The organism is Vibrio sp. ZF 223 (assembly GCF_003050585.1).
Lineage (GTDB): Bacteria > Pseudomonadota > Gammaproteobacteria > Enterobacterales > Vibrionaceae > Vibrio > Vibrio crassostreae.
Genome location: NZ_PIGB01000004.1, coordinates 85845 through 105267, shown reverse-complemented (window position 1 = coordinate 105267; position 19423 = coordinate 85845). Strand labels below are relative to the sequence as shown.

The window sequence follows — 19423 nt, the reverse complement described above, 5'->3', positions numbered from 1 at the left end:
CGAGTGTGACGGGTAAGATAATGGAAAATAAGATGATAATTAGAGAGAACTAATTAAAGGTTTTACATGTAGCTGTGTGAAAAGAATCGATTACCAACGAAGTGCTTTGTTTTGTTTTTTAGAGAACTGTTTACGTAGCCAGTAATCTGCACTCACGTAACGACCACCGCCGTAAACAAGCAGTACTAACAGCATCACGAAGTAAGTGCCTGCGAATTCCATACCGTTGTTGAGCATTACCGGGTCGCCAAGTTCTGTGATGTAGTTGTAACGACCTGGGAAGTTAACCGCGAGCCATTCGATGAAGCCGTTAAGTCGAACGGTTGCTTCCATACCACCAGTCGCAATCGCATCCCAACCGTGTTTCCAGTGAACCATTGCACTCGCGACGCTCATCATGAAAATCATTGGAATCGAGATAAAGCGAGTAAACAGGCCTAGCGCGATACAGATACAACCTAATACTTCGGTCGCTGCCGCTAGGAATGCCAGTAGCTCTGGGAAGGGAAGGTTAAGACCACCATCGGCGGTTGATGCACCGAACCAAGCGACCGTCCCAGCGAAGCCGAGCACTTTTGAGTGTGCACCAACATAAATCACCGGAATAAGGTACAGACGTACGGCAAGCAGAGCTAGATAATCGAACTGTTTGCATTTCTCGACAATAGTGTCGTACCAGCTGAGGGCTGACTTAATCATAATTTTTCTCCTAAAGAGTGAACGCCAATCAGTTCTGTTTCACTGAAGTGTTCAACCCAATTAATAAACTCGAATCTCGCCAATTGTTGAGCAATTATTTGTTTTATATCGGCTAAAGAACGATTTGGTTGTTGTTGGATTATTTGGATGATCGCAACATCAATTTCTCTTAGTTTTATCGTGTTGACGCGTTGGTATGAGTCGCGATAAATCGCGTAATAAATTGAGTGTCGCCTTTGTGTCAGAAACGTAAGTGACTCACCATGAACAAGGAAAGGCACCTGTACGAGCTTCATCGTACTGTTGACTAACAAGCCCAATTGAAGCTGTTGTTCATCAACACGAAGGTCACCCGTCCATGACATCGGCAATACTTGCTTTGAAGCGTCAATTTCAACGCAAAAGGCACACCATTCGTACTCCAATACGGCCAATTGATCGTCTGTAAGTTGATGAGTGGCAGTCAAACTAGATATATACATTGGCTGAGCGCGACGCTGAACAAAGCTGACAAACTCAGTCGCGATATGATGAAACTCCGGCTCTGAGGCGTAATGCACGACAACAAACTCATCAACCAATATCAGTAGTTGGTCTTGGTCAACTTGCTTACAAAACAGCGGAAATGTTTTGTTCAATACACCAAATACGTTATCTCTAATGAATTCGCTATATCGGCACACCGCGTTGCCTTCAAGTGGCGAACGTATCAATGCAGCCAAAGCTTGTGTTTGCCTTACCATTGAGTTTGGCGGATTATGCATATAACAACTCCTGCTCAAGAGGGCGATGACTTACACCAGCATCTAGAACCTGACTATGCACACCTCGTAACTCTTCTGTCAGTACAACCAAAGGCGGTACGTTGTTATCTCTTTCTAGCAATAACGGTTTACTGCCATGAATAGAGAAGGTGTAACGTGCCAAGTCAATAACAGCTTGCTGTACTTCCATGCCGTGGGTATCAATCAGCGACTTGTTACCTTTTATCGATATATCACTTTCAACCGACCTGTCGTTTTCAACTAAATGCCCTGCAATGTGGTAATAGCGAATAGCATCACTCGGCAAAGCTTTAAGCATTTGAGCTGCATCAAAGTGCTGGTTCTGACTGTTCACGTAGAGATTATTGATGTCGACCAACAACTCACAGCCACTGCGCTTTGCTATTTCAGCGATAAACTCACCCTCAGGCATCTCATCTCCGTAATTGTGGTAATAAGAGATGTTCTCCATGACCAAAGGACGTTGAATGATGTCTTGGACTTGCTTGATTCTGTCCGCTAAATAGTCGATGTTTTCTGCGCGGCGTGGCACGGGTAACAGTTCATACAAGTACCCTTGATTGTCTCTAGAAAAGCTCAAGTGCTCGCTATAGACTTCGATATTCAATTCATCGAGAAACTGACCAACCTGACGTACAAACTTTGTGTTAAGCGGCTGGCAATCGCCAATAGACAAACTTAAACCGTGTGCAATCAAGGGGTAGAGCTTAGATATATCTTGTAATTGCTCACGCTTAAGTCCACCCAAGCTCATCCAGTTCTCTGGTGCTAACTCGAGAAAATCAATATCAGGGTGCTTTGGGGAACGAGCGAGCAGTTCAATGTGCTCACCGCGTAGCCCAATGCCTTTGTCTGTATTCTGAATGGTTCGCACTTTATGGTTTAACTCTCTGCTTTTAGGGACTCGGTCATTTGATGCTAAAGCTTTGGTTTTTAAAGCCTTATTTTTTATAGCTTTAGTTTTATGCGTTTCTACTGGCCACATACTCCACCTGTCACCTTGCTATTCGCCATTAAGATGCGTTCTTTACTTGGCGAGATACCTTCAGCTGTTAAGCCACATTTCCCGTCACGAGCTCGAACTAAACGGTCTTGTGGGTTACTGGTCAGTTCCGCTTTTTCGAAACGTTTTTCGGTACCACATTTACCTGCGGCACATTTACCACCGTGTCCTGAAGATTGTTTAGCTTCAACAGGGGCTTCGGCAGGTGCATCAGCAAACGCCATTGCAGAGTTAAGACTAATCACAGACGTGATCGCGATTGATAGGGCGATTTTGTTGTTCATGTTATTTCTCCTTTACAGCGGACATAGGGAAGCTGGCTAAATCACGACCGGACATGATTGGTCCGTCGTAATATTCGCGTACGATTTTGATCGATTCAGATTTACGCTTAAGGCCTAGACCCATCCAGTGGTTAAGTACCAACATTTTTGGATTAATCTCTTTAGCAATCTCACCAATCACGGAAGGCTTAGCGTGCATAAATGTAGAGACACCATCGGCTTGTTCATGAATCGCCATTGGCATCATCATGATGTCGGCGCCGCGAGCGAAGTCTAAGAAGGCAGGGTTGCTACCATTTTGGTCAGCTGAAATCACCATTACGCCTTCTTCACTTTCAATTCGGTAAGCGAGACAAGGCACATCACCATGAGGAATACCCAGAGCAGTGATCTTCAAACCATCTTTTTCATAAACAACGGTTGGCACTGTGGATTGATAGTCAACATCGGTAAGATTGACCGGGAATAGACCATCGGTTCCATCGTATAAGCCAGCAAGGTAAGCGTATGCGCCATGGTCTGGGTCAAAGTTCGCTGCAAAGTAACCGTTGAGGCTTGGAAAGGCTGAACCTGCGGCTGGACCTGAAATCTCCAACGCCTTTTCACGTTCAAAAAAGTAGCCACCTTTAAGAAGAGCAGGCATGTCATTGACGTGATCGGTATGGAAGTGAGTAATACCCATAAAATCTAGGTCTTCAAGTTTTGCACCCGCCTGACCGAAACGTAGGTAAACACCGCCACCGGCATCAATCATGATTCGTGATTTGCCTTTCCACCATACGATTTCACCTGATGATGCACGTAGGTCATCCGAGATAGGACCACCTGAACCCAGTATTTGTAATGTAAAGTCAGTATCGACCGGCTTAAGTTCAATTGCGTGACAGTTGGCGCCCAAGGTCAATCCAAGAGCAATTGCTAAAGCTTTTAAAGGCTGTTTCATATTGTTATCCAATTCTTTTTTCTTATGTGTTTTCTTCGAAGTGAGCATTCAAAGAAGTGAAACTTTCGCCAAGCAGCACAATAAGTGCGTGCTTCGTTCTGTTCACGGAGCACAAGATAAAGAATTGTTAACGTTTGGTATATCTAGTAATTTTGAAATTAACGTTAAGTAAAACTAAACAGTAATATTGAGCGCGTTCTGTTGCTGAAATAACGTGCAGAAAGGGTGGTAACAGCGAACTGGCTGTAAAAATTATGCGGATAAAATGATGGAGCAAGGAGAGGGAATGATAAGGAGACTAAATCGAATAGAGGACACAAAAGAAAAAGGTGCAAGCCTTCGCCTACACCTTATATGAGTTCATCTGAAAATTGGCTTTAGATAGCACTTGCCTTTAGAGAAGTTTGTCTTTAAAGAACTTACGCTGATTGTTCGCCTTTCACATCAAAGTCGATCTTGTCTGCGCCTGTGAACACTTGGAAGCGTAAACCTTTTGCGCGTGCAATAGTGGTGATGCCGAACTTCTGAGCAAGGTCTAAGCCCATTTGTGTTACACCAGAACGTGATAACAGAACAGGGATACCCATCTGAGCAACCTTAATTACCATCTCAGACGTTAAACGACCTGTGGTATAGAAGATCTTGTCTTCACCTGACTCTTTGTTAAGCCACATCTCACCAGCCAATGTATCAACGGCATTGTGTCGGCCAACATCTTCAACAAACGATAGAACCTTGTCGTCTTTACAAACCGCACAGCCATGTACCGCGCCTGCTTTCTTGTAGGTATCGTTATAATGAGTCAGCGCTTCAAGCGCTGTGTAGATTTCAGATTGCTTAATCTTAGTTTGAGGCACTTGGTAATCTTCCAACTGCTTCATTACGTTGCCATACATAGTGCCTTGACCGCAGCCAGAGGTTACTGTCTTCTTCTTAAGCGCTTGCTCAAGTTGGCTCGTGTCTTCTTTGGTGATAACCGCTGCAGAACTGGTTTCCCAATCGATGATGATAGATTCAACCGCTTCAGGGTCAGAAAGGAAGCTCTGGTTCTTCAAATAACCCAAGACTAAAGATTCAGGGCGTGAGCCGAGCGTCATCAGGGTTACGATCTCTTTCCAGTTCAACATCACGGTAAGAGGGCGCTCACACGCGATCTGTTTCGTTAGCTTTTCGCCATATTCATCAAACACTTCAACTTCGATTGTCTGAAGTGGGTTCTCACTGGTTTTTATTATGTTTGGTTTTACCACAGTCATTTCCTACTTAATGAGATAGCGATTTTATGAGATAAGAAGTCAACAAGAGCAATAAAGCTCTCATTCATCAATACGCTAGTTTGTTGGTTCGCTATAGCCTAGGTTTCGATTAACGTTATCGAGCGCGCCATAGCTCTGAGAATACATAGCTCTGTGAATAACATTAGCGAATTAGCTAAAGCAAATCTTATTCCAAAATAACGGTGATTGATGGAAACATGAAGCATTAGATTAAAATAGCGCAAAATATGAGAGTTCACTGGGTGGAGTTGTCTGAAATAACCAGTATCGACTAACGTTATAATGACAACTTGATAACGAACGCTATAGATACGCTCTCGTAGGTAATCCGTATTGGCGTGTTTATTGCTTTATGGGGTGTATATGATTGCGCACAGTACAAAATGTCCTAAGTGCATTCAGACCAAAGAAAATCAATTGGGTGAAGTATGTCTGAGATAAAAGAATTCCAAGAACAATATGAAAAAACAGAAGCAGCTTGGCCAATCGGTGTCCAAAGAATAGAGAAAGAGATCAAAACAGGTATCTGGGTAACCACACAATGGGAATTGACGGGGTTTGAACTGTCGCCAGAAGACGATACCCAAGACGTTTGTTTACTTCAATTACATAAAGACGAGCGTACAGACTATCGTTTCAATTTGAGCTCTCAGCAACCTAAGCTTTTTTTAGTGATGGATAACGTCGATTCTGGTGTTAAGCCAGTCATTCAGTTACTTACGGCATCACAAACCGTTGCTGGGCAATACATGGACGGTGACAACCAAGTCCTTTCATACGACATTCCTTTGCCTGTACAAGCTTGGATGGAAGCATTCATCGGCCGTCATGGCGAGTTACTAGAAGCAAGACGTAAGAAACGTAAAGGCGCAGGTCGATCAAATGGCAACTAACTTTTTCAGCCGTTGGTCTCAACGAAAGCTTGATGAATCAACCGACCAACCATTAGAAGCGCAACAAACGCTTGAGGAAACTGAGCTTACTTCCACTGAAGCTTCCACTGAAGCTTCCACTGAAGCTTCCACTGCTGCTTCATCTATAGACGCAGAAACATCGGAGTCTTTAGAGCGTGAGACTTTAGAAAATGAGTCTCCAGAACACTATGAAGACGCTCACGCTATTGACTCTCAGGAGATAGCATCAGAAACGACTGAAGACTTGTCTGTTGCTCAATTATTGGTGTCAGAAGCATCAGAGAGCGTAAAAAAAGCGGCATTGCGTAAATTATTCCTCTCAGAAGAGTTCAACGTTCGTGATGGTTTAGATGATTACGACGACGATTACAGTAATTTGAAGTCTCTTTCTGAAGGGGTTGCGGAAACCTTGCGTGATTGGGTTAAAGACAAAACGGAAGACGAAACCACACCAGAAGAAGAGCAAGCCATTGATAATAAAGATGAAGGTGAGGTTTTAGGAAATTCTGAAAGCGATCTTGAGGTATCTGATAATGAACTTGAAACGTCAGAAATTGACGAAATAACAGAACAAGAAAATGAACTGTATAAAAATACAGTATCAGATATTGACGCTACAATGTCAGGCGAAGCTGACCTGAAAAAGATGGGACAAAATATACCACACAAAGAATAGGTACATTTTGACTAAACACTCAATGAGCCGCTTGCGACAAAATGTCCCAAGCGGTTTTTTTATACGCACAATAAACGCTATAAATCATTAAACTACTGATATATAGGGATTATTAAACTGGCATGGCATTTGCTAAATAACGTTCATTATCAACTTTTTTGTAGATAGACGATTTCATGGTCTGACGAACGGCACACTGACTAAAGGGTTAGTTGTTAACGGATTACTCAGCAAGTTCTCTATCGCTTACTACAATGAAAGTTGAACAGATTATCCATGTCCAAAGATGGAACTGAGCAATGCTTAAACAATTATTAGAACAAGCAACTTCAAATAACGCTAAAGCAAGACTGTATGCATTTGAAAATACAGTTGAGTTAACAAATCTGATTCCACCTACTGTTAGCTACGAAAGCGGTGGCAATACGCTAATTATTGGTCCAACTGCGATCATTGAAAGTGCTGCGGCGCAATTACCTCAATTGACGAGCCTAACCTTATTGTCGACAGACGGCGAAAAGGGCACAAACCCAGAACTGTATTTCGCGAATTCGGTTCAAGTCTCCGGTTTCCTTGGCACGTTTGAAGTTGTGATCGAAAGTAAAGGCACATCAAGCAACCTAGCGAAAGTCGCGATTAATCACGATTGTTTCGATGTTGTTCTAGACCTATGTCTGAATAGCTGCATGACAGAGGAAGTACCTGTACCAGGTTATTACCCAGTAGGTCGTGGCTATCCAAAACTGGCTGAAGCACTGGAAGAGATTCCAACGCTAATGGGCACGTTCGATAAACCTAAGTTCTTCCGTCTAGACACTGACCTTTGTGCGCACAGTTCTCGTGGCGTAAAAGGTTGTGAGCGTTGTGTTGATGCTTGTCCTGCTGGCGCACTGTCAAGTGAAGGCTCAGATAAGACTGGCCATAAGATTGAGATCAACCCTTACCTATGTCAAGGCGTTGGTACTTGTGCAACGAGTTGTCCGACAGAAGCAATCTCTTACGCATTGCCGAATCCTGACGATACTCAAAAATTCATTGAACGTACGCTAGCGAATTACGAGCAAGCGGGCGGTCTTGATCCTATCGTGCTTATCTGTAGCTCACGTCATGAAACTTACAACGTGATGGCTCTTAAAGCGCTACCAGATAACGTGATTCCAATTGTCGTAGAAGAACTGCCATCTATTGGTATTGATACTTGGTTTGCAGCTTTAGTAAATGGCGCAACTCAGGTTCTGTTTGCAGCATCTCGCTTTATGCCAGAAACCATTATTCGAGTTCTGAATAACGAAGTAGGGATCGCTCAAGAGTTACTAGACCAAATCGGTATTCCAAAAGAAACCATCGATATTTTGTACTTAGAGTCTCTACGTGAAGGTCCTCCAACACTATGTGTGGATTCGTTCGACCTTGCACTTGGCGATCTTCAAGGTAATAAGCGCCAACGTCTATTCACAGCACTTGATGCAATGTCTTCAGCTCGTATTCCAGTTGAAAATATTGTTGAGCTTCCATCGAATGCGCCATATGGCACGGTTTCGTGTGAAAGCAAAGATTGTACGTTATGTATGAGTTGTGTGGCTGTTTGTCCGACACGAGCGCTTCATACCGATGGCGCATCTCCATCACTTAAGTTTGTAGAACAAGACTGTATTCAATGTGGTCTATGTGAAAAAGCATGTCCTGAAAATGTTCTGACTCTAACGCCTCGTATGAACTGGGTGAAAGAAGAACGTCAGAAAGCGGTTGTGATTCATGAAGAGAAAGCTGCGGAATGTGTACGTTGCCATAAACCATTCGCACCTCAGTCTATGATCGACATGTTACAGAACAAGTTACGCGGTCACTCTCACTTTTCAGATGAAGCAGCGATCAATCGTATTGCTATGTGTGAGGACTGTCGTGTGGTGGATATGTTCGATTCAATGGCGCAAGACCCATTGAAACAATTGAAATACTAGGAGTTAGCCTTGGAAACTAATTTGGATCAGGCACAAGAACAGACACTAAGAACTGAGATCTATTTGGTTCTATCTGCACTGTTTCGTAGCGCACCTTCTGAAGAGGTGATCGACTTTCTAAAAACGCTAGATATTGAAGCATCTGAAAGTGCAATGCAAAAAGCTTGGATTGCTATTCAACAAGCGGCAACAGAATCAAATCGCGAAGCGTTAGAAGACGAATATCAAGACCTGTTCATTGGCATTGGCCGTGGAGAGATTGTTCCATTTGGTTCTTGGCATCGCACTGGCGCCATGATGGAAAAACCATTAGCAGAGATTCGTCATGATTTAGAGCTTTTAGGCATTGAACGTGATGATCAAGTAAAAGAGCCAGAAGATCATATTGCGGCATTGTGTGAAGTAATGGCAATGCTAACCGGTGAAGAAGAAGCCCTGCAACAAGCGGTTTTCAATAAGCACCTTGGTCCTTGGTTCAACTCTTTTACGCGTCAGCTTGAAAGTGCAGAAAGTGCCAACTTCTACAAATCGGCCGCTCAGCTGTGTGAAGCATTCTTAACGTTAGAACAAGTGCGTTTTAGCGTTAATACAAAAAGCAGTAAGCATAAATTAAAGATTGATGTGAAAAACGTCACTGATTACGAGTAATCGAGCAGTACGCGATTATATCGATAGAGGGGCATAAAGCCTCCAAAAAGATCTACCGTAAGGTAAGGAAGCAATGATGAAAGATAATAAAGAAATAAACACAAGCCGTAGGGACTTACTCAAAGGCTTAACGACTGCAGCCGTAGCTGGTGCCGTTGTCGCTGGTACAACGAAAGTGGCAACTGCTTCAGAAACGGTTGAAATGCCGAAAGAAGACATGAAGAAGACGGGCTATCGTGAAACGCAACACATTCGCGATTACTACGACACGCTTTAGGAGATAACGGATGAAACTTGTCAAACGCTCCGATAGTGTGAGCAAAGAAACCAATCAGCTAGGCGTGTCTCGACGTGCCTTCATGAAAAACACTTCATTAGCTGCTGGTGGCGCAGTGGTAGGCGCAAGTCTATTCGCACCGGGCATGATGAAGAAAGCACAGGCTAAATCAGTCGATCCAGAAGCGAAAACAGAAGTGAAACGTACTATCTGTTCTCACTGTTCTGTGGGTTGCGGTATCTACGCTGAAGTTCAAAACGGAGTTTGGACAGGTCAAGAGCCTGCATTTGATCACCCATTCAACGCTGGTGGACACTGTGCGAAAGGTGCAGCTCTACGTGAGCACGGCCACGGTGAACGTCGTCTTAAGTACCCAATGAAATTGGAAGGCGGTAAGTGGAAGAAGCTTTCTTGGGAACAAGCGATTGAAGAGATCGGTAACAAAGCGCTAGAACTTCGTAAAGAGTCTGGCCCTGATTCGGTTTACTTCCTAGGTAGTGCGAAACACAGTAACGAGCAAGCTTACGCATTCCGTAAGATGGCGTCGCTTTGGGGCACGAACAACGTTGACCACCAAGCGCGTATTTGTCACTCAACCACAGTAGCCGGTGTTGCAAACACTTGGGGTTACGGTGCAATGACCAACTCGTTCAATGATATGCACAACTGTAAGTCGATGCTGTTCATTGGTTCAAACCCAGCAGAAGCTCACCCAGTAGCGATGCAACACATCCTAATCGCGAAAGAGAAGAACAACTGTAAGATCGTTGTTGCGGATCCGCGTCGTACGCGCACTGCTGCGAAATCTGATCACTATGTATCACTTCGCCCAGGTTCAGACGTTGCGTTTATCTGGGGTGTGTTATGGCATGTCTTTGCTAACAAATGGGAAGACCAAGAATTCATCCGCCAACGTGTATTCGGCATGGACGAGATCCGTGAAGAAGTTGCGAAGTGGAGCCCAGCAGAAGTTGAACGTGTAACAGGCGTAAGCGAAGAAGACGTTTACCACACAGCGAAACTGCTTTCTGAAAACCGTCCGGGTTGTATCGTTTGGTGTATGGGTGGTACTCAACACACCACAGGTAACAACAACACACGTGCTTACTGTGTACTTGAGCTTGCGCTAGGGAACATCGGTAAATCAGGCGGCGGTGCAAACATTTTCCGTGGTCACGATAACGTACAGGGTGCAACTGACCTTGGCGTACTTTCTGACACACTTCCAGGCTACTACGGCTTGTCTGAAGGCTCTTGGCGTCACTGGTCGAAAGTTTGGGATATCGACTTTGATTGGATCAAAGGCCGTTTCGACGACAACGCATACGGCGGTCAAAAACCAATGAACAGTGCAGGTATTCCTGTCTCTCGTTGGGTTGATGGTGTACTTGAAGACAAAGACAAGATTCGTCAACGCGAAAACATCCGCGCGATGTTCTACTGGGGTCACGCAGTGAACTCTCAGACTCGTGGTCCAGAGATGAAGAAAGCGATGCAGAAACTGGATATGATGGTTATTGTTGACCCATACCCAACGGTTGCAGCGGTAATGAATGATCGTACTGACGGCGTTTACCTGCTACCAGCGACGACTCAGTTTGAAACCTACGGCAGTGTAACGGCATCGAACCGTTCTCTACAGTGGCGTGACAAGGTGGTAGATCCTCTGTTCGAATCTAAGCCTGACCACGAAATCATGTACCTTCTTTCTAAGAAGCTGGGTTTCTCTGATCAGCTGTTCAAAAACATCCGTGTTGAGAACAACCAACCATTGATTGAAGACATTACTCGTGAATTCAACAAAGGTATGTGGACGATCGGTTACACAGGTCAAAGCCCAGAACGTTTGAAAGAGCACCAACAGAACTGGCATACATTCCACAAAACGTCTCTGGAAGCAGAGGGCGGGCCTGCAAATGGTGAGACTTACGGTCTTCCTTGGCCATGTTGGGGTACGCCAGAAATGAAACACCCAGGCACACATATCCTTTACGATACGTCTAAGACTGTCGCTGAAGGTGGTGGTAACTTCCGCACTCGTTTCGGTGTTGAGTTTGAAGGTCAAAACCTACTGGCTGAAGACAGCTACTCGAAAGGCAGCGAAATCAAAGATGGCTACCCTGAGTTCAGTGACAAACTACTGAAACAACTGGGTTGGTGGGATGACCTAACAGCAGAAGAGAAAGCCTCTGCTGAAGGTAAAAACTGGAAGACCGACGTTTCTGGCGGTATTCAACGTGTGGCTATCAAGCACGGTTGTATCCCGTTTGGTAATGCAAAAGCGCGTGCGATTGTTTGGACATTCCCAGACCGCGTGCCACTGCACCGTGAGCCGCTTTACACACCACGTCGCGACCTAGTTGCTGACTACCCAACATGGGATGACAAAGAGGCGATCTTCCGTGTACCTACGCTTTACAAGTCGATTCAAGAGCAAGACAAATCTGGTGAATACCCGATTATCCTGACTTCTGGTCGTCTGGTTGAGTACGAAGGTGGTGGTGAAGAAACCCGTTCTAACCCTTGGCTAGCAGAACTTCAACAAGAGATGTTCGTTGAAGTGAACCCGAAAGACGCGAACGACATCGGCTTTAAAGACGGTGATGATGTTTGGGTTGAGGGTGCTGAGAAGGGCCGAATTAAGGTGAAAGCGATGGTTACACGTCGTGTGAAACCGGGTCTGGCATTCATCCCATTCCACTTCGGTGGTAAGTTCCAAGGCGAAGATTTGCGTTCTAAATACCCAGAAGGCACTGAGCCTTACGTTATTGGTGAAGCTGCTAACACAGCAACCACTTATGGTTACGACCCTGTCACGTTGATGCAGGAAACGAAAGTAACCCTTTGTAATATTCGTAAAGCGTAAGGAGTCTTAAAATGGCTAGAATGAAATTTCTTTGTGACACCAAGCGTTGTATCGAATGTAACGGTTGTGTCACTGCATGTAAGAATGAAAATGATGATGCTCTGGAATGGGGTATTCAACGTCGTCGCGTTGTGACATTGAACGATGGCGAACCGGGTGAAAACTCTATCTCAGTAGCGTGTATGCACTGTACTGATGCGCCTTGTATGGCAGTTTGTCCTGCAGACTGTTTTGAACATACAGAAGACGGCATCGTACTTCACAATAAAGATCTTTGTATCGGTTGTGGTTACTGCTTGTTTGCTTGTCCGTTTGGCGCACCTCAATTCCCTAAACAGGAAGCATTTGGTGAGCGCGGTAAGATGGACAAATGTACCTTCTGTGCTGGCGGCCCAGAGACAGAACCAGGTTCTGTTGAAGAGCGTCAAAAGTACGGTGCGAACCGTATTGCAGAAGGCAAACTGCCAATGTGTGCTTCGCTTTGTTCAACCAAAGCACTGCTAGCGGGTGACGCAGAGAAAGTTTCTGATGTTTTCCGTCAGCGTGTAGTTGAACGTGGTGCGAAAGGTGCAGGTTGGACAGACGGCAACGACCTTTCTTACGATGCGACTAAGAGCTAAGTAGGAGAGACATATGCTTACAATGTTTAAGCGTCTCTTCCTTGTTGTGCTGCCGATGTTGGCAGCACTAACAATGCTTTCTCCTATGAGTCATGCATCTGAGACGAACTCATCACAAACTCAATCGAGCTCTGCTCAACGAGAAATCACTCAACTTGCTGGTGCCGATTTTTGGCGACAAGTAAGAAATGGTGAAGAAGGTTACACCACATCTCAATCGGCTGAACACGGTGTGTTAATCAGTACTCCAGGTCAGACGTGGTACATATTGAAAGAGAAGTGGATGTCACCAGCCGGTGCCGTCGCTATCTTTGGCAGTATTGCTTTCGTGACTTTGATGTACGTTGTGATTGGACCGCTAATGCTAAGCGCACCAAGAACAGGTCGTAAGATCAAACGTTGGTCTCGACTTGATCGTGCATTGCACTGGAGCATGGCGTTTACCTTCTTAACACTGGCATTCAGTGGTTTGATGTTGGTTTACGGTAAACACTTCTTGAAACCTTATATCCCAACGGATCTATGGGGCTTCATTGTTCTACTGGCTAAGCAATACCACAACTACATCGGACCGATTTTCTATGTGCTGTTGATGGCTGTTCTGATCAAGTGGTGGCGCAAGTCTATCTTTAAGATGGTCGATATCCAGTGGTTCATGAAACTGGGTGGCATGGTAGGGAAACATAAAGGTTCTCACCCATCTGCAGAGTTCTCGAACGCGGGTGAAAAAGCACTGTTCTGGCTATTGATTGTTATGGGTAGTGTGGCTGCGATCAGTGGCTTGGTTTTAGACTTCCCAATCTTCGGTCAAACGCGTCGAGATATGGAGCTTTCAAACCTAGTCCATATGTTAGCTGCTTTGATCCTTATCTGTGGTTTCGTGTTCCACATCTACATCGGCTTGTTCGGTATGGAAGGGGCACTAGAAGGTATGGTAACAGGCGAAGTTGATGAGACTTGGGCTAAAGAGCACCATGACCTTTGGTACAAAGAAGTGATGGAACAAGAGAAAAACGGCGTTGAGCAAAGCGCTAACGCAACAACAGAGAAAACGGAAGGGGTGAATAAGAATGAACAAACCTCATAAAGGTATTTGGGTCGCTTACATACTAAGCTGCTTTACACCATTTACTTGCCTTCTCTCTGGTGTGGTTGCCATCATCTACGCGGGCTATCGTTTAGATAAAGGCGAAGACGGGGAAGTAGTGGATACCCATTACTACGGACTGATTCGCTCGTTCTTCTTGAACCTGACGTTCTTCGTGGTGCTTATCGTAACGGTAGCGACCTCTAATGGCGTGTTAATCGGTGTGAACGATTACTGGTATCAAAACCATATTATCGATGACATCGCTTACTACATTCCATATGTAGGCATGTTGTTCGGTGGTGTTGCGATTGTGGTTTGGTTTATCCGTATGTATCAAGGCATGCAGCGTTTAAGTCAAAACCTACCGCAAAACCCGTCGACAGGGCCAAACCTGTAACACTAACACGTTAACGACATCTCTAAAGAAAGCCCAGTGATTCAAATTCACTGGGCTTTTTGTTTTTAGGCTATGGAACAGTAAATTGTTGTCAGCCGCTCTCTGTATCAGAACCTACTTATTGACCGCTTCAATATGGTGCAACTCCCTTATTTGGTGCAATTGTCGTGGTTGTTTTTTCGATTTTTAATAACCATAAAAGTGCACGTAAATATTTAGACTTTAATAATCAACGACTTAAAGTTAAAATCTGTTGCACGAAAATTACCCTTAACACTTGGAACACATCTTGCGTTTACTGTTGAGTCTTTAATTAATTACAACATTGAATCGCACGATATCAGTGCAAATCAGATAAAGCGAAGGAGAATGCTTTAATGAGTGAAACGGTGACTCAAGTTCATAGTGCAGTACAAACCCTTACCCAAAGTTCAGATACTTTATTCCTACTACTTGGCGCAATCATGGTCTTCCTGATGCATGCAGGCTTTGCTTTTCTCGAAGTCGGTACCGTGCGAAAGAAAAACCAAGTAAACGCGCTGGTTAAAATCCTTTCCGACTTTGGTGTCTCCGCCATCGCTTATTTCTTTATCGGTTACTGGCTTGCTTACGGTGCACACTTTTTTGCCGACGCTGAAACGCTCTCACAAGGTAATGGTTACGAACTGGTTAAGTTCTTCTTCCTAATGACCTTCGCTGCGGCAATTCCTGCGATTGTTTCTGGTGGTATCGCAGAGCGTGCACGTTTCTATCCAATTTTGATCGCAACGTTATTTACCGTTGGTTTCATCTACCCATTTTTCGAAGGCATCATTTGGAACGGTAACTTTGGTTTCCAAGATTGGCTAGAAGGCCAGTTTGGCTATGGTTTCCATGACTTCGCAGGCTCGGTAGTGGTTCACGGTGTCGGCGGTTGGATTGCATTGGTTGCGGTTTACTTCTTAGGGATGCGTAAAGGTCGCATCCGCGCGGGTAAACACACTAACTTCGCACCATCGAACATTCCATTTTTAGCACTAGGTTCTTGGATCTTATGTGTGGGTTGGTTTGGCTTTAACGTGATGTCTGCACAAGCAATCAACGGCATCAGCGGCCTAGTGGCGATGAACTCACTGATGGCAATGGTTGGCGGTATTCTTGCGGCGCTTGTTGCTGGTAAGAATGACCCGGGCTTTATCCATAATGGTCCTTTGGCTGGCTTAGTAGCAATTTGTGCAGGTTCAGACTTAATGCACCCATTAGGCGCTTTGGTGACAGGCGGTGTGGCAGGCGCGTTGTTCGTTTACTTGTTCACGTACATGCAAAACAAAACACAGATTGATGATGTATTGGGTGTATGGCCTCTGCATGGTGTATGTGGCGCTTGGGGTGGCATTGCAGCGGGTATCTTCGGTTCGCAAACATTCTGGGGCTTAGGCGGTGTGAGCTTTGCTTCTCAAGTGGTTGGTACACTGGCGGGTATTGCTGTTGCTCTGATTGGTGCTTTGATTGTTTACGGCGTGCTCAGCAAGCTAACTGGCCTACGTTTAAGTGAAGAAGATGAGTTCAACGGTGCGGATCTTTCAATCCATAAGATCTCATCTATCAACGAAGACTAACTCTAGTTGCTGCGATGAGTTTTAAACTCATCAAGTACATAACAGTTATACAAAACTAAGCGGCTTCGGTCGCTTTTTTTGTTTCAGTGAAAAGCAAAACGGAGAGTTTGCGTAACAACGGCAGCACCCATCAAGCGAGTTATGTCACAAATAGCCAATGAATTCAGTTGCCTAAGACTATGGTCTAATCCCTAAAACTATTGTTGGAATTTGAACAGTGCTAAGCTGTTACAAAGTGACATATTGAAAAGGACGTTGTATGCATTTCCCATATCGAAATATCGTAATTCTTACTGGCGCTGGCATTTCCGCGGAGTCGGGGATACAAACATTCCGAGCACAAGACGGGCTATGGGAAAACCATAAAATCGAAGATGTCGCCACTCCAGAAGGGTTTGCTAAAGATCCCGACTTGGTTCAAGCATTCTATAACAAGCGTCGCCATGGTTTACAAGGTGAGGGCATTCATCCAAACTCAGCCCACAAGGCGCTAGGTGAGCTTGAAGACAAACTTGATGGTAAAGTAACAATCATCACTCAGAACATCGACAACCTGCACGAGAGAGGCGGTAGTAACAACATTATCCACATGCACGGTGAACTTCTAAAAGCACGTTGCAGTGAATCGAATCAAGTTATCGAATATAAAGGTGACATTGAAACTGGTGAACTTTGTCACTGTTGTCAAATTCCAGCGCAAATGCGTCCTCATATTGTGTGGTTTGGCGAAATGCCATTAAGAATGGGTGACATCTATTCAGCACTCGAAGAAGCCGATCTCTTTATCTCTATCGGAACTTCAGGTGTTGTTTATCCAGCTGCAGGCTTTGTTCATGATGCAAAAATGCATGGTGCGCACACAATAGAGATCAATCTAGAACCAAGCGCGGTTGAAAGTGAGTTTGAAGAGAAACGTTACGGTAAGGCGAGTATCGAGGTACCTAAACTCGTCGGGGAATTGTTATGTTCAGAGAAAGGTTCTTTAACGGCCTAAGCCTTATCTTTGATAAAGCACATCAGTTTCTGAATCTGAAAAAAATAAAGCGGCTTACGCCGCTTTATTTACTTAACTGATTAACTAACAATAACTTAGTTGTTCACTTTAAGTTTTTGGAAGTACTCGTCATAAATGACGCTCGCTTCACCAACTTCATCTTGCCATACACCGTTATCCATCACTGATTGTGGTGGGAAAACGTTCTTGTCTTCAGCAAATTCTTTTGGAAGAAGAGGGTAAGCGGTTTTTACTGGAGTCGGGTAGCCGATCTCTAGAGCAATTTTCGCTGCGTTCTCTGGGCGAAGAAGGAAATCGATCATCTTATGAGCGGCTTCGATGTTCTTAGCACCAGATGGAATCGCTAGGCTGTCCATCCAGAAGATAGCGCCTTTCTCTGGCCAGATAATGTCAATCGTTGCGCCTTCTTGGCGTGCCATGTAAGCAGAGCCATTCCAAAGCATACCAAGTGACACTTCACCCGCTAGGTAAGGGTTCGCAGGGAAGTCTGAGTTAAATACCAATACGTTTGGCATCAGCTTACGAAGTTCTTCGTACGCTTCTTTGATTTCTTCTGGGTTGGTTGTGTTTGGAGAGTAACCCAGTTTAGATAAAGCGATATGGAAAACCTCACGAGAGTCATCCATCATCATCAACTGACCTTCCCACTGTGTATCCCACAGGTCGCCCCAGTTTTTCACTGAAGACTTGTCTAGCATATCTGAGTTGATACCAATGCCCGTTGCACCCCAAATGTATGGGATTGAGTAGTTGTTGCTTGGGTCAAATGGCTTATCTAAGTAATTTGGATCCAAATCAGCAAAGTGGCTTAGCTTAGTTTTATCAAGCTCTTGAAGCATGCCTTCTTTACGCATCTTAGAAACGAAGTAAGTAGAAGGAACCACTAAGTCATAACCCGTACCTTGAGTTTTTAACTTAGCGTACATGCTTTCGTTAGACTCATAAGTAGAGTAATAAACCTTAATGCCCGTCTCTTTTGTGAAGTCTTCTAATACTTCATTTGGGATATATTCAGACCAGTTGTAAAAATACAGTTCTTGGTCAGCTGCGAAAGAGGGTGTAGAAAGTAAAGTAGCAGCACACAATGCGCCGGTATACAGTGTTTTTTTCATTACTGTTCCGTTCATTTGTTTGATTTGAAGTTGGGTAGTGAGCCCAAAGTAAAAGGATTCCTAAAAATCGCGGTATATTATAGCAGCGATATAATAAAATAGGCAGCCTAAGCTGCCTATTCATTGATATTCTTATTTTTAACTTGTTGATTATCTAGCTAGGCTTGTGAAGTAAACCTATTACTTAGTCGCCACTAGATAATAAGCTAAGTTACTGACCTGCTTTAAGTTTCATGAAGTAATCTTCGTACTTCACTGTCTTGTCGCCAACTGCAGCTTGCCATTCAACACGGTCAAGATCTTCTTGAGACGGGAACAGAGCAGGGCTGTCTTTGAACTTCTCGTTAGACGCTTTAACTGCCGTTAGGTAGCCAGTATCGCGAGAAATCTGCTCAGCAATTTCAGGGCGAAGTAGGAAGTCGATCATCTTATGAGCCGCTTCTACGTTTACCGCACCAGAACTGATTGCAAAGTTATCAACCCAACCGATACCGCCTTCTTTAGGGAAAACCAATTTGATTGGTAGACCTTCGTTTTGCGCAGCGGCAGCAGAACCGTTCCACAGCATACCAAGTCCAACTTCACCAGACATATATGGCGCGCCTGGGTTATCTGAGTTAAATACTAGAACGTTTGGCATCAGCTTTTGTAGCTCAGCGTACGCTTCGTCGATCTCTTTCTCGTTTGTTGTGTTACCAGAGTAACCTAACTTACGTAGTGCGATGTGGAACACTTCACGAGTGTCATCCATCATCATTAGTTGACCTTCAAGCTCAGGCTTCCATAGATCAGCCCAGCTTTGGAAATCTTCTGGATCGTACATGTCAGTGTTAACAGCAAGACCTGTGATCGCAACTACGTGTGGAATAGAGTAGTCGTTACTTGGGTCGTACGGCTTATCTAGGTAGTTAGTATCTAGATTCTTGAAGTTGTTCAGCTTAGTTTTGTCGATCTTTTGTAGCATACCTTCGTCACGCATCTTAGATACGAAGTAAGTCGACGGCACAACTAGGTCGTAGCCTTTGTTGTGTGTTTTTAGCTTTGCGTACAGGGTTTCGTTCGACTCGTAAGTCGAGTAGATAACCTTGATACCAGTTTCATCAGTGAACTGTTCTAGAATCTCACTGTTGATGTAAGGTCCCCAGTTCATGAATACCAATTCTTTGTTATCTTTTGCAAATGATGGTGCAGATAACATTGAAAGCGCACATGCACTACCAGCTAATAGAGTAGCCCATTTTTTCATTGACGTTAGCTC

19 protein-coding genes are annotated in these 19423 nt (G+C 44.4%); 11 read left to right on the top strand and 8 right to left on the bottom strand.

The features are described from left to right. Positions 1–90 precede the first annotated feature (90 nt). From CWO13_RS10235 to fdhD, 6 genes are all read right to left on the bottom strand, one after another. Positions 91–699, bottom strand: a complete 609-nt coding sequence (locus CWO13_RS10235; RefSeq protein ID WP_107899225.1) for an HvfX family Cu-binding RiPP maturation protein — start codon at positions 697–699, stop codon at positions 91–93. Beyond that, a complete protein-coding gene (locus tag CWO13_RS10230) occupies positions 696–1463 on the bottom strand; it encodes an HvfC/BufC family peptide modification chaperone (protein ID WP_108082888.1) in 768 nt (255 codons plus the stop codon). The genes CWO13_RS10235 and CWO13_RS10230 overlap by 4 nt, the downstream gene beginning before the upstream one ends. Beyond that, on the bottom strand, positions 1456–2358 hold the full coding sequence (locus tag CWO13_RS10225; RefSeq protein ID WP_108083004.1) for a DUF692 domain-containing protein: 903 nt from the start codon (positions 2356–2358) through the stop codon (positions 1456–1458). The genes CWO13_RS10230 and CWO13_RS10225 overlap by 8 nt, the downstream gene beginning before the upstream one ends. Positions 2359–2456: 98 nt before the next feature. Beyond that, complete coding sequence (locus CWO13_RS10220; RefSeq protein WP_017112074.1) at positions 2457–2771, bottom strand: hypothetical protein; 315 nt, start codon at positions 2769–2771, stop codon at positions 2457–2459. Position 2772: 1 nt separating this feature from the next. Further along, positions 2773–3714, bottom strand: coding sequence for an MBL fold metallo-hydrolase (locus CWO13_RS10215; protein WP_046225231.1), 942 nt, complete (start codon positions 3712–3714; stop codon positions 2773–2775). 419 nt (positions 3715–4133) lie between these two features. After that, complete coding sequence (gene fdhD / locus CWO13_RS10210) at positions 4134–4964, bottom strand: formate dehydrogenase accessory sulfurtransferase FdhD (RefSeq protein ID WP_108082887.1); 831 nt, start codon at positions 4962–4964, stop codon at positions 4134–4136. A gap of 455 nt (positions 4965–5419) precedes the next feature. Here fdhD and CWO13_RS10205 point away from each other — a divergent pair, with 455 nt between their 5' ends. The 11 genes from CWO13_RS10205 to cobB all read left to right on the top strand — a co-directional run bounded on the left by CWO13_RS10205 (position 5420) and on the right by cobB (position 17032). Next, on the top strand, positions 5420–5884 hold the full coding sequence (locus CWO13_RS10205) for a DUF3305 domain-containing protein (RefSeq protein ID WP_057622395.1): 465 nt from the start codon (positions 5420–5422) through the stop codon (positions 5882–5884). Beyond that, complete coding sequence (locus CWO13_RS10200; RefSeq protein ID WP_108082886.1) at positions 5874–6581, top strand: DUF3306 domain-containing protein; 708 nt, start codon at positions 5874–5876, stop codon at positions 6579–6581. Before CWO13_RS10205 ends, CWO13_RS10200 begins: the two co-directional genes overlap by 11 nt. Before the next feature lie 299 nt (positions 6582–6880). Continuing rightward, a complete protein-coding gene (locus tag CWO13_RS10195) occupies positions 6881–8542 on the top strand; it encodes a 4Fe-4S dicluster domain-containing protein (RefSeq protein ID WP_108082885.1) in 1662 nt (553 codons plus the stop codon). 9 nt (positions 8543–8551) lie between these two features. Further along, complete coding sequence (locus tag CWO13_RS10190; RefSeq protein WP_055318797.1) at positions 8552–9190, top strand: TorD/DmsD family molecular chaperone; 639 nt, start codon at positions 8552–8554, stop codon at positions 9188–9190. A gap of 76 nt (positions 9191–9266) precedes the next feature. Next, a complete protein-coding gene (locus tag CWO13_RS10185) occupies positions 9267–9467 on the top strand; it encodes a twin-arginine translocation signal domain-containing protein (protein ID WP_004733728.1) in 201 nt (66 codons plus the stop codon). 10 nt (positions 9468–9477) lie between these two features. After that, a complete protein-coding gene (locus CWO13_RS10180) occupies positions 9478–12333 on the top strand; it encodes a formate dehydrogenase subunit alpha (protein WP_108082884.1) in 2856 nt (951 codons plus the stop codon). An 11-nt stretch (positions 12334–12344) separates the two neighbouring features. Next, positions 12345–12953, top strand: coding sequence for a formate dehydrogenase FDH3 subunit beta (fdh3B, locus tag CWO13_RS10175; protein WP_004742271.1), 609 nt, complete (start codon positions 12345–12347; stop codon positions 12951–12953). 13 nt (positions 12954–12966) lie between these two features. Next, the gene (locus tag CWO13_RS10170; RefSeq protein ID WP_102478359.1) at positions 12967–14040 is read left to right on the top strand and encodes a formate dehydrogenase subunit gamma; all 1074 of its coding nucleotides are present in this window, start codon (positions 12967–12969) and stop codon (positions 14038–14040) included. Continuing rightward, positions 14024–14440 carry a hypothetical protein gene (locus CWO13_RS10165; protein WP_048658737.1) on the top strand — a complete coding sequence of 139 codons (417 nt, stop codon included), beginning with the start codon at positions 14024–14026 and terminating at the stop codon, positions 14438–14440. Before CWO13_RS10170 ends, CWO13_RS10165 begins: the two co-directional genes overlap by 17 nt. A gap of 377 nt (positions 14441–14817) precedes the next feature. Beyond that, on the top strand, positions 14818–16038 hold the full coding sequence (locus CWO13_RS10160; protein WP_108082883.1) for an ammonium transporter: 1221 nt from the start codon (positions 14818–14820) through the stop codon (positions 16036–16038). 259 nt (positions 16039–16297) lie between these two features. Beyond that, complete coding sequence (gene cobB / locus CWO13_RS10155) at positions 16298–17032, top strand: Sir2 family NAD+-dependent deacetylase (RefSeq protein ID WP_102431930.1); 735 nt, start codon at positions 16298–16300, stop codon at positions 17030–17032. A 95-nt stretch (positions 17033–17127) separates the two neighbouring features. On the opposite strand, the gene CWO13_RS10150 is transcribed toward cobB, so the two are convergent. Next, positions 17128–18165, bottom strand: coding sequence for an extracellular solute-binding protein (locus CWO13_RS10150; protein ID WP_008217941.1), 1038 nt, complete (start codon positions 18163–18165; stop codon positions 17128–17130). Between the two features lie 211 nt (positions 18166–18376). Continuing rightward, a complete protein-coding gene (locus CWO13_RS10145) occupies positions 18377–19411 on the bottom strand; it encodes an extracellular solute-binding protein (RefSeq protein WP_017059628.1) in 1035 nt (344 codons plus the stop codon). Between the last annotated feature and the right edge of the window lie 12 nt (positions 19412–19423).

What these genes read in the sequence shown, in the direction of transcription:
- CWO13_RS10170 (WP_102478359.1), top strand. Translation starts at nt 12,967, where the DNA reads ATGCTTACAATGTTTAAGCGTCTCTTCCTTGTTGTGCTGCCGATGTTG.
- CWO13_RS10195 (WP_108082885.1), top strand. Translation starts at nt 6,881, where the DNA reads ATGCTTAAACAATTATTAGAACAAGCAACTTCAAATAACGCTAAAGCA.
- cobB (WP_102431930.1), top strand. Translation starts at nt 16,298, where the DNA reads ATGCATTTCCCATATCGAAATATCGTAATTCTTACTGGCGCTGGCATT.
- CWO13_RS10145 (WP_017059628.1), bottom strand. Translation starts at nt 19,411, where the DNA reads ATGAAAAAATGGGCTACTCTATTAGCTGGTAGTGCATGTGCGCTTTCA.
- CWO13_RS10180 (WP_108082884.1), top strand. Translation starts at nt 9,478, where the DNA reads ATGAAACTTGTCAAACGCTCCGATAGTGTGAGCAAAGAAACCAATCAG.
- CWO13_RS10230 (WP_108082888.1), bottom strand. Translation starts at nt 1,463, where the DNA reads ATGCATAATCCGCCAAACTCAATGGTAAGGCAAACACAAGCTTTGGCT.
- CWO13_RS10205 (WP_057622395.1), top strand. Translation starts at nt 5,420, where the DNA reads ATGTCTGAGATAAAAGAATTCCAAGAACAATATGAAAAAACAGAAGCA.
- CWO13_RS10235 (WP_107899225.1), bottom strand. Translation starts at nt 699, where the DNA reads ATGATTAAGTCAGCCCTCAGCTGGTACGACACTATTGTCGAGAAATGC.
- CWO13_RS10215 (WP_046225231.1), bottom strand. Translation starts at nt 3,714, where the DNA reads ATGAAACAGCCTTTAAAAGCTTTAGCAATTGCTCTTGGATTGACCTTG.
- CWO13_RS10160 (WP_108082883.1), top strand. Translation starts at nt 14,818, where the DNA reads ATGAGTGAAACGGTGACTCAAGTTCATAGTGCAGTACAAACCCTTACC.
- CWO13_RS10185 (WP_004733728.1), top strand. Translation starts at nt 9,267, where the DNA reads ATGAAAGATAATAAAGAAATAAACACAAGCCGTAGGGACTTACTCAAA.
- CWO13_RS10150 (WP_008217941.1), bottom strand. Translation starts at nt 18,165, where the DNA reads ATGAAAAAAACACTGTATACCGGCGCATTGTGTGCTGCTACTTTACTT.
- CWO13_RS10200 (WP_108082886.1), top strand. Translation starts at nt 5,874, where the DNA reads ATGGCAACTAACTTTTTCAGCCGTTGGTCTCAACGAAAGCTTGATGAA.
- fdh3B (WP_004742271.1), top strand. Translation starts at nt 12,345, where the DNA reads ATGGCTAGAATGAAATTTCTTTGTGACACCAAGCGTTGTATCGAATGT.
- CWO13_RS10220 (WP_017112074.1), bottom strand. Translation starts at nt 2,771, where the DNA reads ATGAACAACAAAATCGCCCTATCAATCGCGATCACGTCTGTGATTAGT.
- CWO13_RS10165 (WP_048658737.1), top strand. Translation starts at nt 14,024, where the DNA reads ATGAACAAACCTCATAAAGGTATTTGGGTCGCTTACATACTAAGCTGC.